Below are 14,370 nucleotides of genomic sequence, written 5' to 3' on the forward strand. Positions count from 1 at the left end.
CAGGAAAAAATAACTAGCAAGGCTTCTCTCTAGCCTGCTCATTTTTTTATAATGGGGTTCGAAATATACCCATAAAACATAAATAACCAGAAACAGCACAGCCTTTACTGAATTCGGAACACCGTAAGAATTTTCGTATGACAATTGCAGGGTAATGAAAGTGCTTGCCGTCACTATCGTGATCCTCAAACCGCATGGACACTACGACGATGTGTTTGATCGCCTCCCGATATGGGATACCGAGGCTGTCAAAAACAGCAAGTGCGGTTGTTATGATTCGTGTCATATCTCGTTCATCGTGAGCCGCAAAAACCAACTGCCCGTCCTCCGTCAGGCGCTCAAAATACTTCAAAATAGCTTCTTTGGTATAAATATAATTTTCCGTAAGGGCAAGGCCGCCTGACCCGGCAGCTTCTGTCATCACCAGCGACATGAAAATAGTATCGTATTTTTCCTTCGTCTGCTCGATGAAGTTTCTCCCATCCCCTGCATATATCTTTACCTGCTGAAGATTATAAATATCGCCTGTGAAAGGAGCAAATGCCTTAACAGCCTGAATACTGCTTTTATTAATCTCGACGGCTGTTATATCCTCACTCCCGGCCAGGAGGGCAAGTAGTATATCCTTGCCGCCACCAGGACCTATGACCAGAGTTTTGGGCTGTCTTTGCAGTGTAAAGGGCAGGAAGCCAGGGGTACTTTTTAGCCACGATATTGACTCCAGACTACCGTCAAATCTATACATTTCTGAAGCGGCATCCCCGTCTATAAAAATAATTTTGCTTTTGGCATCCCCCGTATCGACCACATCGGTTCTCGAAAAGGAATCCCACTTCGTATACTCTATTCTGGTTTTTCCGTCTTTTTCTATGCCGTAAAGCTTTACCTTGTTCATAGCTAAGAGCTCGCCAAAACGCCGCTCGAAGCTAGTCAGGTTTAATGTCGAAACAGAAATAGCCGCTGCTACCAGCAATACCGATAAAAGGAACACTTTTATATTTTTATACGCATTGGAAAGCAGCATCTGTATAACAAAAAGGGTCATCAATAGGAATAATAAGGATACTATCATGCCGTACTTGTCGAGAATTAAAAAGGTCAGCAATCCAAAGGTAATCGCACCTATTAAATCAGTAAAATAAAGCGCGTGAGCATAATGCGACATGCGAACATAAATAGTCGACATTATAGCTCCTCCGACAGCAAAAGGTAGAATGCTCAATAACATATATAACATGGGAAAGAAGTTAAATAAGTTAATGTAAAGGAGCAGTATGATAGCTCCATAAGCCAGTAATAAAACCCACTGGGCCGAATTAAGGATATGGAGTTCGATTTTTCTTGATTATCGGCCAGCCTTTTCTGACCCACAGACCGCCCAGCCCCGGGCCGAGGATAGCCGTTGAAATTATGATAAATGCAAAATGATACCATACGAGAAACGAAAAAATCCGCGTAAAAAGAAATTCCAGGGAAAATAGAAAGCCAGAAAGCATAAACATCGCCATGAAATACGGTAAACGCGATTCCATTGTCGATCCCCCACATAAAATTTTATGAAAATGACTATACTTATACCCCTTATGGGTATATATTATAAATAATTATAAACACTCTGTCAATCAAAACATCAGAGACTTCAAACTCTTGTTTTGGAGGATCTTTTTGAAAAGATATATTGACATTTAAAAATAAAAATGATAAAGTAATAGAAGACGTTATACCCCTAAGGGGTATATTTACTAGTGCAGGAGGTGAAAATATGGCTATCGATCCGGTATGCGGCATGAAGGTAAATGAAAATGACGCTTTCGCCACATCTACTTACAATGGCCAAACCTACTATTTCTGCTCCAAACACTGCCAAATAGCCTTTGACAAAAATCCTGAAAAATACCTGAAAAACAAAGAGGATAAAGGTCATCATCACTGCTGTTGTTAGTGTTCCCAGTTCATGGCAAAGAATAATGCTTTCGCAAAACTAATCTGCTCTCTATGCGCAGACATCTGCGAAGCCTTTCGCCAGAGAGTACGAAATGTTTAAAGATGCACATTATCAGCAGTGTGCCGATATCTGCCGCCAGTGTGCTCAGGAATGCAAAAATTTAGCAAATATGTGATAACAAAGAAGCGCCTTAACAAAGGCGCCTCTTTAATCATTTTCCATAAAATCAAGTCTTATTCAGATCCTCCTTTATCTTCTCAAACTCCTCTTTTGTTATTTCTCCCGCGGCATAGCGCTTTTTAAGGATATCCAGCGGCGTTTCGGTGAAATTTCGCCTTTCTGATGCCCCATTTATTGGAATTAACTTTATCAATCTGAATATAAAATATATCACAGCCGCCCAGAACAAGACCCACAGGAACATCCCCAGATACATTATCATGCCCCCATCGTAACCCCACCCAGGGTAGAACCAGTGCATCATTTATTGCCACCTCACTTTCATTCGGGAATAGAGCAAAAAGTTTTAGGATATAATGAAGTAATGTCTTGACTCATGATTATTGTTCCCTAATATGCTTGATAAATATGTTATGGTCTTATCTAAGCCGAAAAATATGTCGGAATCGATACTTTGGGCTTCTTGGGCAATCAAGGGCAACATCCCATCTGGGTCTTCCAAAAACTTTTTTAAACTGTAGCACCGCCGGTTTAAAGCCCAAAACTCGGTAGCAAAAACGGAGCAAGCCCGAATGTGCTCGCCCTTTAACATTTTAAAAACTCTTTGTTTCCCGTTCATGGCCTATCCCCTTCCGGAAATCTCAAGCTATCCGCAAAAAGGCGGTCAAACCCTTCCAATGTGGAAAGTTCGAGGCACTTTACCTTTCGGGCTATCCTCTCGGCTTCCTCTCTCATCGTTCTCGAAAGCAGGCACATTAAAGCTCCAGCTTTAGAGGTGTTCCCGGCAAACACCAGGCGCTCTTCCCATTCAGCAGCTATCATCCCGATTCGGGAAAGACTTTGAGGGCGAAGGTGAGCTCCAAAAGCACCCGCCACATAAACCCGGTTTATATCATTGGGCGAAAGTCTTTTTTCCTTAAGGAGAGACCTTATACCGGCCCAAACGGCCCCTTTAGCCAGCTGAACCTGGCGGATATCCCGGGCTGTTATATAAACATCATCCCCATGCTCTCCGCCGTAGGCCACCACAAAAGCTATGGACGTTCCTTTTTCAATCAAGCGGCAAGCCAAATCCTCTCTTATGATTTTTTGTGCTTCAGCCGGAGGCAGCATTCTGCCGCTTTGTTCTACAAAGCCGACCTTTAAAAGTTCCGCCACCAGGTCTACTATGCCGCTACCGCATATTCCCTTGGGTCTTTCATCGCCAATGGTCCTTACAAATACATCATCTTCTATCTTCGCTTCATAGATGGCACCGCTTGCTGCTCTCATGCCGCAGCTTATGTTGACCCCTTCTAGAGCAGGTCCTGCAACACATGAACATGCCACCATTTCGCAGCCGTCAAAAAGAACTATCTCTCCGTTGGTACCTATATCTATAAATAAGGCAACTTCGCCTTTTTTGTAAAACCCGGTGGCAATAATACCAGCGACTATATCCCCACCTACATAACCGGAAATTGCAGGCACGCAGTAAACTCCTCCGAAGGGTGAAATATCAAGCCCCAGCGTTTTGGCTTTTACATCGATTCCTCCGGCCAATACCGGACTGTAGGGGGCATAACCTATGGATTCGGGATTTACTCCTAGGAAAAGATGGGTCATAGTGGTATTTGCAGCCACTGCTATTTCGTAGATGTGTTTTTTATCGATACTGACCTTTTGAGAAGCTTTTTCGAGGAGGTCGTTTACGCAATCTATGATTGATTTTTGAAGTTCTAAAAGGAACGGTTCCCCTCTTTTTGCATGCGAAATGCGGGACAACACATCCTGGCCAAATTCCTTCTGGGGATTTAGGGCAGAGACCACGGCAAGCTCTTTTCCTGTTATCATATCTATCAGAGACAGAACTACAGTAGTGGTGCCTATATCTATTGCAGCACCGTAAATTTCGCCGGTAGTATCGCCGTCTTCAACACCGACTATCCTTCCATTTTTTATTACCGCCGTCCCCTCTTCGGACAAGCGCCGGGATAGTAACCGCAGCACTTCCAGCCTGCACTCAGGCTCTATTGGAAAACCAACTGCCCGGGTCTTCTCCACGGTTCCAGAGCCCATCCTGGGCCTTAAAGGGCTGCGGAGGGTGACAAAGCCCGGGGGCAAAATTTTATTTATCGAGCATGTAAGGAGCGAAAGGCCGCTGGCCGGTCGTTTGATGGATTTATTAAATCTTTTGCCGAGGTTTTTGATCGGCGATAATATAAATAGAAAAACAGTTGAAAATATATTGAGAGCCGGCATGAAAATAGAATACTCTGAAAACCTAGCCAGCGATATTATTAAATGATCATAGCATCTCCGAACAAAGAGTAGCCATCCCGAAAGAAGCAAAAATGAAAAAAGCAAAAGCGGGAGGAAAAACCTCCCGCTTTTTAAAACCTATTTCGCCTCAGCGCAATCGCCACATCTTCCGCCGTTTTCGCTATATTTTTCGCGAACCATCACTATCGCATCCTTGGGACATTTTTCAGCGCAGATGCTGCAGCCTATACAAAGCTCCTGATTTACCTCGTGCTTTTTCTTTACCTCGCCCGATATGGCGTTTACCGGACAGTTCTTTGCGCAGATGGTACATCCTATGCAGTTATCGTTTATAACCGCTTTTTTCCTGGCTGGGAAAAGCGAAGTAATAGTCTTGGTCGGACATTTTTCGACGCACAGCATGCAATTGCGGCATTTATCATAATCTATTACTGCCACGTTGTTTACCACGTGAATGGCGTCGAAGGGACATACCTTTTCGCATTGCTTGCAGGCAATGCACCCCACTTTACAGACATCCCTGGTATCCTTGCCCTTCAGGGTGGCTCTGCAGCGCACGTGAACTTCATTTCTCTGGAGCGAAAGAGATATCACCATTTTTGGGCATTCTTTTACGCATAATCCACAGCCGGTACATTTTTCTTCGTCAATTACAGGCAAGCCGTTCTCACTCATGGTTATGGCACCTACAGGGCACACCTTTGCGCAATCTCCGAATCCTATGCAGGCAAAGGGACACGCCTTAGGCCCACCGTTTACCATGGTCGCGGCCCTGCAAGTTTTTACTCCGTGATAATCCGCCTTGAATTTAGCTTCATTTATTCCACCCTGGCATAATACCCTTGCAACCTTCTTTTCCTTCGTTTCTTCCGAAGCCGAAACTCCCATAATCTCAGCTATCTTTTGCGCAACGGCGGGCCCGCCCACAAGGCAAGCGTTAACCGGTGCCTTTCCTTCAACTATAGCTCCTGCAAGGCCCGAACATCCGGGATAGCCACAGGCACCACAGTTCGCTCCCGGCAGCACCTCATTAATTTCATCAACTCTCGGGTCCGTTTCAACGGCAAACTTTTTCGACGCATAGGAAAGCCCCGCTCCTAAAAGGAGGCTCAGCCCTCCCATGCTAAGCACTGAAACAAGTATAACATTGGCCATGATTTTCACCTCCTCCGCGTGACAATTACATCGGAATTAATCCTGAAAATCCTAAAAATGCCATGGACAATAGTCCCGCCGTTATCAGAACGATAGCGGCTCCCTGCAGAGCTTCGGGAATATCGGCGAACTCCATTTCCTCCCTAATGCCTGCCATTAACGCCATTGCTAGCGTAAAGCCGATACCAGCCCCTAGGCCGAAAGCAATGCTCTGAACGAGATTATACCTCTTTATCGCTATCAACAGAGCAAGCCCTAATACAGCACAGTTAGTTGTTATAAGAGGCAAATAAATTCCAAGGGCCTTATAGAGAGCTGGGCTCGTTTTCAAAATTACCATCTCTACCAACTGTACCAGCGAAGCGATAACCAGTATAAAGGATACTATTTGTAAAAATCTCGACAATCCGAACGGCTCTAAAATATAAAACTGAATGAAATAAGTCGCAACTGAAGTCATTGTGAGAACAAAAGTAGTAGCTATCCCCATGCTTATGGCAGTCTCTAGCTTTCTTGATACTCCTAAAAACGGGCATTCCCCTAAAAATCTAGACAGAACGAAGTTATTTACCAGCACAGAACCTGCTATAATAAATAAAAGTTCCTTCAACTTTTACACCCCCTGTCAATGGCTGCCTTTTGCGCCTCGGACAATTACGTTCATCAAGCCAAGAAGAATGCCCATCGTAATAAATGCTCCGGGTGGTAAAAGCATTATAACCCAGCGGGTGACATTTTCTCCTAATACATGATATCCGAATATTGTTCCAGAACCCATAAGTTCCCTTACAGCTCCTATCAGAGTAATTGCCCATGTAAACCCAAGTCCCATTCCTAAGGCATCTGCTATTGCCCTTGGTGGATTCACTTTTGACGCAAAAGCCTCAGCCCTTGCCATTATAATGCAGTTTACGACGATAAGCGGAATAAAAAGGCCTAATATTTTATACATAGCGGGGAAATATGCTGCCATGAAAAGGTCCACAACCGTAACAAAGGTAGCAATAACAATTATAAAGCAAGGAATTCTAACTTTTGCAGGAATGAAATTCCTAAGCAGCGAAATCAATAAACTAGAAAATACAAGAACAAATGTAGCAGCAAGCCCCATTGCTATCCCGTTCATTGCAGCCGTCGTCACTGCAAGTGTAGGACACATTCCTATAATCATCCTGAAAGTGGGATTCTCGTTCCACAGACCGTTCAGGAAGTCTTTAATGAGCTGGTACATCAGAAGTCGCCTCCCACCGGATATATTTTCGTTACTTTCTCAAGGGCGGATTTTATTCCATTGGCTACACCAGCCGGAGATATGGTGGCTCCCGTTATTACTTTTACGTCCTTTTTTGGCTCAAAGGGGTCGTTTACCGACTTTCCTTTGAACTGCTCCGTAAATGCTGGTTCTTTAATTCTTGCACCAAGGCCAGGGGTCTCTGCCATCGAAAGGATTTGAAGTCCAGTAAGTCTTCCTTCTTTAGGATTATATCCTACCATCATTTCGATGGGACCGCCAAATCCCTGACCCGTAGCTTTGAAAGCTATTCCTACTTTGTTTCCTTTTTCATCCAATCCTATATAAAAGGTCATACCCTCTTTTTCCACCGGCTCGTATTTCGTCGTTCCAGGAAGAACATTTTTTATCGATTCTTCTAGATCTTTCCTTGCCTGTTCCTGAATTTTAGGATTTGCTATCTCGTATGAAAAGGCGAGCACTGCTCCCGACAATATCGAAAATATAAGAAGGACAACTATCATTCTCAAATACTGGTTCATTACCGCTTCACCTCCCCGTAAATCCTGGGAATCGTGAGCCTGTTAATTATCGGGGTAAATGCATTCATCAGCAATATTGAAAACGAAACTCCTTCCGGATACCCACCGTAAAGCCTGATGAGAACAACTATGACCCCTGCACCTATTCCGAATATTATCCTTCCCAATCTCGTCACCGGCGTAGTTACCATGTCAGTAGCCATGAAAAACGCACCCAACATCAAACCACCGGAAAGAATGTGAAAAATCGGATCTCTTCCGAGCACAGCAGTCAAAATTGCCACAGTGCCCAGGTAACTTACTGGTATCCTCCAGTCTACATATTCTTTATATATCAAATATAGGCCTCCTATTAAGATCGCTAGCGCAGAAGTTTCCCCAATGCAACCTCCCACACTTCCAAAAAACAGCCTTGCGTAATCGGTCGTAACCCCTTGCATTTTCATTAGAGCAAGAGGTGTCGCACCGGTTGTACCGTCCACCGGATTTATCCACGTGGTCATCTGCACTGGAAACGTTACGGTCAAAAATACCCTACCTATAAGTGCTGGATTAAAAGGATTCATACCTAGGCCGCCGTATATCATCTTACCAAGTCCAATTGCTACGGTCGAACCCACGACAACCATCCAAACCGGCAATGCTGGCGTTACGTTGAGAGCTAAAAGCATTCCCGTCACTATAGCGCTGCCGTCCCAAATCGTGATGGGCTTTCCGCGAAGCTTTTGGAAAATAGCCTCGGTCACCACCGCCGCTATGGTTGCAGTTATCACTAGAATCAGCGCCCTTGTCCCGAAAAAGTAAATTCCTGCTAAAGTTGGCAGGAGTAAAGCTCCTGCAACGGTGAACATAATCTTCTGCACGCTTTCTCCCGAGTGGATGTGCGGAGAAGAGGTTATTAGGAATTTATATTGACTCATCGGAAAGACCTCCTGACTTAAGCTTTTTTCGCAATAAAACTATATTATCTATTACTTCTTTTTAGAAGCCAATATGCGGTTCTTGGCAAGCCTGATGAGCTGGGTAAGCGGGATGTTTGCCGGGCAAACATAAGCGCAACATCCGCATTCTATACAGTCTAACGCATGGTACCTTTCGGCTTCGTCCCATAAGCCTCTTTCTGCAAATTTGCCGAGGTAAGTGGGAAGAAGATGTATAGGACACGCGTCAACACATCTTGCGCATTTTATGCAAGGCATCGGCTCTATTGCCTTCACCTCGGATTTTTGAAGCACCAAAACCCCCGACGTTCCCTTCATTACAGGAACTTCCAGCAAAGATTGGGAAATCCCCATCATCGGGCCTCCCATAATGACCTTCCCCGGTTCTCCTGCAAATCCACCACATTGTTCAATTAATTCCCATACAGGAGTTCCTATCCTTACAAGTATATTCTTTGGTTCTTTTACCCCTGCACCGGTTACCGTCGTTATTCTCTCGATAAGCGGCATGCCAGTCTTTAATACATTGGCTATTGCGGCACAGGTACCTGCATTATCCACTATTACGCCGACATCCATGGGAAGTCCCCCGGATGGAACTTCTCTCCCAGTTATGGCATTAATCAGTTGTTTTTCTCCTCCTTGAGGATACTTAGTAGCAAGCGGAACTACCTCTATACCGCTATAGTTTTTTATAGCTTCTTTCATGGCTTCAATGGCATCGGGTTTGTTGTCCTCTATTCCGATGTAAGCTGTGCTTACCCCGGTCGCCTTCATTATAGCTCTAAGTCCCAGCACCACATCTTCAGACCTTTCCACCATAAGCCGGTGGTCTGCTGTAAGATAAGGCTCACACTCGGCGCCGTTTACGATTACGGTATCAATTTTCTTATCCGCAGGCGGCGAGAGTTTAACCTGGGTCGGGAAACCCGCTCCGCCCATTCCGACAATTCCCGCTTCCCTGATCAGATTTTTTATCTCATCGGGGGTCAATTCTTCTAAAGGTTTCGGCGGCCTTATGCCTTCATACACTTCATCAGTGCCATCGGACTCTATTACTACGGACATCACCTGCGCCCCGCTGGCATGAGGCCTCGGTTCCACCGCCACCACCTTGCCGGAGACGCTCGAATGTATTGGAGCCGATACAAAAGCTTTAGCCTCACCTATTTTCTGGCCCACTTTAACCTGGTCCCCAACTTTAACTACGGGTTCGCAGGGAGCTCCTACGTGCTGACTCATGGGAATGACAACTTTCTGCGGCAACTTTGCCTTTTCCACAGGCTTGTGCTTTGTCAATTCTTTGTTGTAGGGAGGATGAATGCCTCCTCTAAAAGTTTTTAGCATGCTTCACCTCTCCTTCCGGTATGAAAAACCTAATAGTAATTCTACAAATTTTCCCTAATCCCTTTTAAAACAAAAAAATAAATTTTTCACAATCTGTACAAAGTATACAAAATAGGCTATCCGCTCATCACAATTATACAACAAATTTGCGCCTTTTTCTATATAATTATACAATAATCGCCTGTTAAGTTTATACTGATAATTTTGGTAAAAAAAGCCCGGTGAATGTCACCGGGCTTTTTTTACTCCGCTTCCGGGTATCTCGGTCTTGACGTATAATGGGTGTGCAAGAGTTCGTGGGATTTTTCGCTCAGCGGCTTACCTAAAAATTCCTTGTAAAGCTGCTGAACTGCCGGGTTTTCATGGGACTTTCTGAGCGGCATCTCTCTGTCTACTTCGTAGATGGCGTTGCCGCGAACAGCGCGGTAGTCCACATCAAATCGCTCGTCGGCGCTCAATATCGGCTGGCCACCTCCACCCACGCAACCTCCTGGACAGGCCATAATTTCGATAAAGTGGTATTCAGCTTCTTTATTTTTTACCCTGTCCAATAGTTTTCGCGCATTTGCGAGGCCGTGAGCAACCGCTACGTTTATTTTCATGCCGTTTATTTCGACCGTTGCCTCTTTAATCCCCTCCACACCGCGGACGCTGGTAAATTCTATATTTTCGAGCTCATTTCCTGTCACAACTTCGTAAACAGTTCTCAGGGCCGCTTCCATCACACCGCCGGTGGCGCCGAATATTGCTCCTGCACCGGTAGATATGCCGAGGGGCTCATCGAATTCCTCATCGGGCATCGCTGCCAGATTTATGCCTGCCTCTCTGAGCATCCTTGATATTTCGCGGGTGGTGAGCACCGCATCCACATCCTGGTATCCGCTGGACCTCATCTCGGGCCGCTGGCACTCGTATTTTTTGGCTGTGCATGGCATGATGGATACCACGAAAATCTTTGACGGATCTATTCCCATCTTCTGAGCATAGTAGGTTTTTGCAACTGCCCCGAACATCTGCTGCGGCGACTTACATGTGGACAGGTTCTCCAAAAACTCAGGATAGTAATGCTCGCAGAACTTTATCCACCCCGGGCTGCACGAGGTAATGAGCGGGAGCTTTCCTCCATGTTCCAGTCTTTCCAAAAACTCGTGGCCTTCTTCCATTATGGTAAGGTCAGCAGCAAAATCGGTATCGAAAACTCTGTCAAAACCGAGTCTCCTCAGTGCTGCCGGAATTTTTTTGGTAACTATGGCACCCCTTCCTAACCCGAATTCCTCGCCCAAGGATACTCTTACTGCCGGTGCTATCTGCACTATGACATGCTTTTCGGGGTCCTGCAAGGCCTGCCAGACTTTGTCGGTATCGTCTTTTTCCTTTAATGCTCCAACTGGGCAAGCTATAATGCATTGCCCGCAGTTGACGCAAGCCACTTCGGCAAGGCTCAGGTCGTAAACAGGAGCTACCATAGTCTCAAATCCACGGTGGTTCGGTGAGATTACTCCCACGCCTTGTACGTTGTGGCAGGCGCTCACACAGCGGCGGCACAGTATGCATTTCGAAGTATCCCTTACTATCGATGGCGAGAAATCATCGTATTTCGCTTTGTGTTTTTCGCCGGTAAACCTTATCGACTTTATTCCCAGTTCTTCCGCAAGCTTTTGGAGCTCGCAGTTAAGGTTGCGCACGCAGGTTGGGCATTCGAGATTGTGGTCGGACAAAAGCAGTTCCAGCGTAACCTTCCTTGCTTCCCTTACCGCCGGTGTGTTGGTATATACCTCCATGCCTTCCGACACAGGGTAGACACAGGCTGCCTGAAGGGCTCTCGCGCCTTTGACTTCCACCACGCACATACGGCATGCGCCTATTTCGTTTACACCTTTGAGAAAGCAAAGCGTGGGAATTTTTTTGCCTATTTTTCGGGCGGCCTCAAGGACGGTGGTGCCTTTCGGAACCTGAACCTTTTCGCCGTCTATCGTTAAATTGACCATTTCCATTGTAAATCCTCCCCTTTGCCCATTATTTTTTCACAATAGCTCCGAACGGGCATCTTTCGATACAACTGTTGCACTTTATACATTTTTCTTTATCTATCACGTGCGGCTGCCTGCGCTCGCCGGAAATGGCCCCAACCGGGCATACCTTGGCGCAAAGGCCGCATCCTTTACATTTTTCCGCTATTATTTCATAGCTTATGAGCGCTCGGCAGGCTCCCGCAGGACATTTCTTTTCCTTAATGTGGGCTTCGTACTCGTGCCTGAAGTATCTCAATGTAGAAAGCACCGGGTTCGGCGCTGTCTGGCCCAAACCACATAAGGCCGAAGCCTTTATATTCTTGGCCAATGTCTCCAAAAGCTCGATATCTCCTTCTCGACCTTCGCCATTGGTTATCCTCTCCAGAATTTCAAGCATCCTCTTTGTGCCGATCCTGCAGGGCGGGCACTTTCCGCAGGACTCGTCCTGGGTGAACGTGAGGAAGAACTTGGCTATATCTACCATGCAGGTATCTTCGTCCATCACTATCATACCGCCTGAACCCATCATCGAGCCGGCCTGCGTCAAAGTATCGTATTCTATCGGCATATCAAGAAGTTCGGCCGGTATACATCCACCCGAAGGTCCGCCGGTCTGAACCGCTTTGAATTTCTTCCCGTTCGGAATACCACCGCCGATATCGTATATAACTTCCCTAAGAGTCATCCCCATCGGGATTTCCACAAGCCCCGTATTGTTTATCTTTCCGCCTATTGCAAACACCTTCGTGCCCTTGCTTCTTTCGGTTCCAATGCTTGCAAACCATTCGGCGCCGTTCAATATTATCGGCGGGATGTTGGCGAAAGTTTCTACGTTGTTTATCAACGTTGGCTTACCCCACAGCCCTTCAATCGCCGGGAACGGTGGCCTGGGCCTTGGCTCGCCCCTCCTTCCTTCAATCGATGCCAGTAGCGCCGTCTCTTCTCCGCATACGAAAGCTCCGGAACCGAGGCGTAAGAAAATATCAAACTCGAATCCAGTTCCGAGGATATTTTTGCCCAAAAGTCCCCTCTCTCTCGCCTGTTCAATGGCTATTTCAAGCCTCTTTACTGCCAAGGGGTATTCGGCACGGACATATATATAACCTTCCTTTGCCCCTATGGCGTACCCAGCAATAGCCATGGCTTCCAGCACAGTATGCGGGTCTCCTTCGAGAATGCTCCTGTCCATGAAAGCACCAGGGTCACCTTCGTCTCCGTTGCATACCACGTACTTCACGTCTCCCGGCGCATCCTTCGCAAACTGCCATTTTCTTCCTGTCGGGAAGCCTCCGCCTCCTCTGCCCCTGAGACCCGATTTTGTAACCTCGTCGATAACCTGCTGGGGCGTCATTTCTGTTAAAACCTTGGCAAGTGCTCTGTACCCGTCGTTTGCTATATATTCTTCTATGACTTCGGGGTTTATAAGGCCGCAGTTCCTAAGTGCGATTCTCTTTTGCCTTTTATAAAAGTTTATGTCGGTTAGGGCCCTCATCCTCTCTTCTGCGGCATGCTCTTTATAAAGGAGCCTTTCCACTATCCTGCCCTTTACCAGATGTTCTTCTACTATTTCAGGCACATCCTCTGCCTTAACCTTGCAATAGTAAGTCCCTTCAGGATAAATTATGATGTTCGGCCCCAGCTCACAAAGGCCAAGGCAGCCTGTCAATAGCACCTTTACCTCTTTTGAAAGACCCCTTTTTTCTATCTCCTTTTCAAAGGCTTCCATAACGGGCTCGCTTCCGGAGGCCGTACATCCGGTCCCCCTGCAGACGAGTACATGCGCCCTGTAAAACTCCATTTTAATCCCCTCCGAGCGTAAAAATATTTTTTATATATTGGGAATTACCCATTCGTCGATGACCTGGTTATTGACCACATGCCTTGCCACTATTTGCCTTGCCTTTTCAGGATTTACGTTGACGTAAGTCACTTTAGGCTGGTCGGGCTTTATTACATCCACCAAAGGTTCAAACCTGCACATGCCAATACATCCGGTTTCCGTGACAACGACATCGGTTAGATTTCTCTTTTTTATTTCGTCCAGTATCGCCATAAGGACTTCTCTTGCCCCAGCAGATATACCACAGGTACCCATCCCTACAACTACCCGCGTTTTATTTTCGTTGTCCTTTCTGAGATTTATAAGCTCTCTCGCCTGATCCCTTATTTTTTCAAGTTCTTCTATAGACTTTATGACTCCCATCTTTCAGCACCCCCATCCAATTTGTCCAAATTTTCCCTTAGAAATCTTAAAATCCAGTCAATCACTAAAGGATTATTTATCGGCACTTCTTGAAGCTTCTCTTTCAGCTCTTTTGTGCTGAAGCAAAAGATTCTACCATCCCTTACATGTGTGTAATGAAAATCCACTTCTGGGTGAAGTGCCACTAATGCAGATATCGTCCTAGCCATATCACCCAGCGGCTGTAGGTCAATGTGGCTTTTTTGAAACCATACTCTTACTGTTGTACCCACATTGGGAATTGATTCTATGGCAAGGTCTCCTCCTGTTGCTCTTGAAGCTTGGGCCAATAGCGGAAGACCAAGTCCCACCTTCCTTTCAGTTTTCGTTGTAAAGAATGGGTCGATTGCTTTTTTTACCGTTTCTTCGTCCATTCCCCTGCCATTGTCTTTTATTTCAATCGACAAAACATCCTTCTTAGAATCCTCCACTATTTTTATATTTACATCCGTGGCCCCAGCCCGCAGGGAGTTTTCAACGATGTCAAGGACGTGCAAGGACAATTCTTTCATC

18 protein-coding genes are annotated in these 14,370 nt (G+C 45.9%); 3 read left to right on the forward strand and 15 right to left on the reverse strand.

Annotated elements, in window-relative coordinates:
- Positions 1–46 precede the first annotated feature (46 nt).
- Both BUB66_RS07415 and BUB66_RS07420 read right to left on the reverse strand, forming a co-directional pair.
- On the reverse strand, positions 47–1,186 hold the full coding sequence (locus tag BUB66_RS07415) for a spermine/spermidine synthase domain-containing protein (RefSeq protein WP_073256942.1): 1,140 nt from the start codon (positions 1,184–1,186) through the stop codon (positions 47–49).
- A 130-nt stretch (positions 1,187–1,316) separates the two neighbouring features.
- Positions 1,317–1,532 (reverse strand): hypothetical protein, encoded by a 216-nt coding sequence (locus BUB66_RS07420; protein WP_073256945.1) that lies wholly within the window; start codon positions 1,530–1,532, stop codon positions 1,317–1,319.
- Positions 1,533–1,762: 230 nt separating this feature from the next.
- Between BUB66_RS07420 and BUB66_RS07425 the strand changes: the two genes are divergently transcribed.
- Together BUB66_RS07425 and BUB66_RS12730 are read left to right on the forward strand one after the other, a co-directional pair.
- Positions 1,763–1,942 (forward strand): YHS domain-containing protein, encoded by a 180-nt coding sequence (locus BUB66_RS07425; protein WP_073257188.1) that lies wholly within the window; start codon positions 1,763–1,765, stop codon positions 1,940–1,942.
- A 94-nt stretch (positions 1,943–2,036) separates the two neighbouring features.
- Positions 2,037–2,120, forward strand: a complete 84-nt coding sequence (locus tag BUB66_RS12730) for a four-helix bundle copper-binding protein (protein ID WP_073256948.1) — start codon at positions 2,037–2,039, stop codon at positions 2,118–2,120.
- Between the two features lie 51 nt (positions 2,121–2,171).
- On the opposite strand, the gene BUB66_RS07435 is transcribed toward BUB66_RS12730, so the two are convergent.
- The 3 genes from BUB66_RS07435 to BUB66_RS07445 are packed head-to-tail and all read right to left on the reverse strand — an operon-like array spanning position 2,172 to position 4,183.
- A complete protein-coding gene (locus tag BUB66_RS07435; protein ID WP_198409397.1) occupies positions 2,172–2,429 on the reverse strand; it encodes an SHOCT domain-containing protein in 258 nt (85 codons plus the stop codon).
- A gap of 42 nt (positions 2,430–2,471) precedes the next feature.
- Complete coding sequence (locus BUB66_RS07440) at positions 2,472–2,744, reverse strand: hypothetical protein (RefSeq protein WP_073256951.1); 273 nt, start codon at positions 2,742–2,744, stop codon at positions 2,472–2,474.
- Positions 2,741–4,183: an ASKHA domain-containing protein gene (locus tag BUB66_RS07445; protein WP_143156251.1), complete on the reverse strand. Its 1,443-nt coding sequence runs from the start codon at positions 4,181–4,183 to the stop codon at positions 2,741–2,743. The genes BUB66_RS07440 and BUB66_RS07445 overlap by 4 nt, the downstream gene beginning before the upstream one ends.
- Before the next feature lie 25 nt (positions 4,184–4,208).
- Here BUB66_RS07445 and BUB66_RS12045 point away from each other — a divergent pair, with 25 nt between their 5' ends.
- Positions 4,209–4,412: a hypothetical protein gene (locus tag BUB66_RS12045; protein WP_073256957.1), complete on the forward strand. Its 204-nt coding sequence runs from the start codon at positions 4,209–4,211 to the stop codon at positions 4,410–4,412.
- Positions 4,413–4,504: 92 nt separating this feature from the next.
- Here the strand turns inward: BUB66_RS12045 and BUB66_RS07455 are convergent, their stop codons facing one another.
- The 10 genes from BUB66_RS07455 to BUB66_RS07500 form a co-directional block, all read right to left on the reverse strand.
- Positions 4,505–5,542, reverse strand: a complete 1,038-nt coding sequence (locus BUB66_RS07455; RefSeq protein WP_073256960.1) for an RnfABCDGE type electron transport complex subunit B — start codon at positions 5,540–5,542, stop codon at positions 4,505–4,507.
- 25 nt (positions 5,543–5,567) lie between these two features.
- Complete coding sequence (gene rsxA / locus BUB66_RS07460) at positions 5,568–6,152, reverse strand: electron transport complex subunit RsxA (RefSeq protein WP_073256963.1); 585 nt, start codon at positions 6,150–6,152, stop codon at positions 5,568–5,570.
- A gap of 15 nt (positions 6,153–6,167) precedes the next feature.
- Positions 6,168–6,773 (reverse strand): electron transport complex subunit RsxE, encoded by a 606-nt coding sequence (rsxE, locus tag BUB66_RS07465; protein WP_073256966.1) that lies wholly within the window; start codon positions 6,771–6,773, stop codon positions 6,168–6,170.
- Positions 6,773–7,315 carry an RnfABCDGE type electron transport complex subunit G gene (locus BUB66_RS07470; RefSeq protein WP_073256969.1) on the reverse strand — a complete coding sequence of 181 codons (543 nt, stop codon included), beginning with the start codon at positions 7,313–7,315 and terminating at the stop codon, positions 6,773–6,775. The genes rsxE and BUB66_RS07470 overlap by 1 nt, the downstream gene beginning before the upstream one ends.
- Positions 7,315–8,235 carry an RnfABCDGE type electron transport complex subunit D gene (locus BUB66_RS07475; RefSeq protein WP_073256972.1) on the reverse strand — a complete coding sequence of 307 codons (921 nt, stop codon included), beginning with the start codon at positions 8,233–8,235 and terminating at the stop codon, positions 7,315–7,317. Before BUB66_RS07475 ends, BUB66_RS07470 begins: the two co-directional genes overlap by 1 nt.
- 51 nt (positions 8,236–8,286) lie before the next feature.
- Positions 8,287–9,603 (reverse strand): electron transport complex subunit RsxC, encoded by a 1,317-nt coding sequence (gene rsxC, locus BUB66_RS07480; RefSeq protein ID WP_073256975.1) that lies wholly within the window; start codon positions 9,601–9,603, stop codon positions 8,287–8,289.
- Between the two features lie 242 nt (positions 9,604–9,845).
- Entirely contained in the window at positions 9,846–11,597 is a 1,752-nt protein-coding gene (locus BUB66_RS07485) for an NADH-dependent [FeFe] hydrogenase, group A6 (RefSeq protein ID WP_073256978.1), read from the reverse strand.
- 22 nt (positions 11,598–11,619) lie between these two features.
- On the reverse strand, positions 11,620–13,413 hold the full coding sequence (gene nuoF / locus BUB66_RS07490; RefSeq protein ID WP_073256981.1) for an NADH-quinone oxidoreductase subunit NuoF: 1,794 nt from the start codon (positions 13,411–13,413) through the stop codon (positions 11,620–11,622).
- Positions 13,414–13,443: 30 nt separating this feature from the next.
- A complete protein-coding gene (locus BUB66_RS07495) occupies positions 13,444–13,809 on the reverse strand; it encodes a (2Fe-2S) ferredoxin domain-containing protein (RefSeq protein ID WP_073257194.1) in 366 nt (121 codons plus the stop codon).
- Positions 13,806–14,369 (reverse strand): ATP-binding protein, encoded by a 564-nt coding sequence (locus BUB66_RS07500; RefSeq protein ID WP_073256984.1) that lies wholly within the window; start codon positions 14,367–14,369, stop codon positions 13,806–13,808. The genes BUB66_RS07495 and BUB66_RS07500 overlap by 4 nt, the downstream gene beginning before the upstream one ends.
- Position 14,370 lies beyond the last annotated feature (1 nt).

The sequence above is a fragment of the Caldanaerovirga acetigignens genome, assembly GCF_900142995.1.
In the GTDB taxonomy this organism is placed as follows: domain Bacteria; phylum Bacillota; class Thermosediminibacteria; order Thermosediminibacterales; family Thermosediminibacteraceae; genus Fervidicola; species Fervidicola acetigignens.

Bases quoted from the DNA above. Each gene is read 5' to 3' on its own strand.
- BUB66_RS07415 (WP_073256942.1), bottom strand. From the start codon at position 1,186: ATGTCGACTATTTATGTTCGCATGTCGCATTATGCTCACGCGCTTTAT.
- BUB66_RS07420 (WP_073256945.1), bottom strand. From the start codon at position 1,532: ATGGAATCGCGTTTACCGTATTTCATGGCGATGTTTATGCTTTCTGGC.
- BUB66_RS07425 (WP_073257188.1), top strand. From the start codon at position 1,763: ATGGCTATCGATCCGGTATGCGGCATGAAGGTAAATGAAAATGACGCT.
- BUB66_RS12730 (WP_073256948.1), top strand. From the start codon at position 2,037: ATGTTTAAAGATGCACATTATCAGCAGTGTGCCGATATCTGCCGCCAG.
- BUB66_RS07435 (WP_198409397.1), bottom strand. From the start codon at position 2,429: ATGATGCACTGGTTCTACCCTGGGTGGGGTTACGATGGGGGCATGATA.
- BUB66_RS07440 (WP_073256951.1), bottom strand. From the start codon at position 2,744: ATGAACGGGAAACAAAGAGTTTTTAAAATGTTAAAGGGCGAGCACATT.
- BUB66_RS07445 (WP_143156251.1), bottom strand. From the start codon at position 4,183: ATGGGCTCTGGAACCGTGGAGAAGACCCGGGCAGTTGGTTTTCCAATA.
- BUB66_RS07455 (WP_073256960.1), bottom strand. From the start codon at position 5,542: ATGGCCAATGTTATACTTGTTTCAGTGCTTAGCATGGGAGGGCTGAGC.
- rsxE (WP_073256966.1), bottom strand. From the start codon at position 6,773: ATGTACCAGCTCATTAAAGACTTCCTGAACGGTCTGTGGAACGAGAAT.
- BUB66_RS07470 (WP_073256969.1), bottom strand. From the start codon at position 7,315: ATGAACCAGTATTTGAGAATGATAGTTGTCCTTCTTATATTTTCGATA.
- BUB66_RS07475 (WP_073256972.1), bottom strand. From the start codon at position 8,235: ATGAGTCAATATAAATTCCTAATAACCTCTTCTCCGCACATCCACTCG.
- rsxC (WP_073256975.1), bottom strand. From the start codon at position 9,603: ATGCTAAAAACTTTTAGAGGAGGCATTCATCCTCCCTACAACAAAGAA.
- BUB66_RS07485 (WP_073256978.1), bottom strand. From the start codon at position 11,597: ATGGAAATGGTCAATTTAACGATAGACGGCGAAAAGGTTCAGGTTCCG.
- nuoF (WP_073256981.1), bottom strand. From the start codon at position 13,413: ATGGAGTTTTACAGGGCGCATGTACTCGTCTGCAGGGGGACCGGATGT.
- BUB66_RS07500 (WP_073256984.1), bottom strand. From the start codon at position 14,369: ATGAAAGAATTGTCCTTGCACGTCCTTGACATCGTTGAAAACTCCCTG.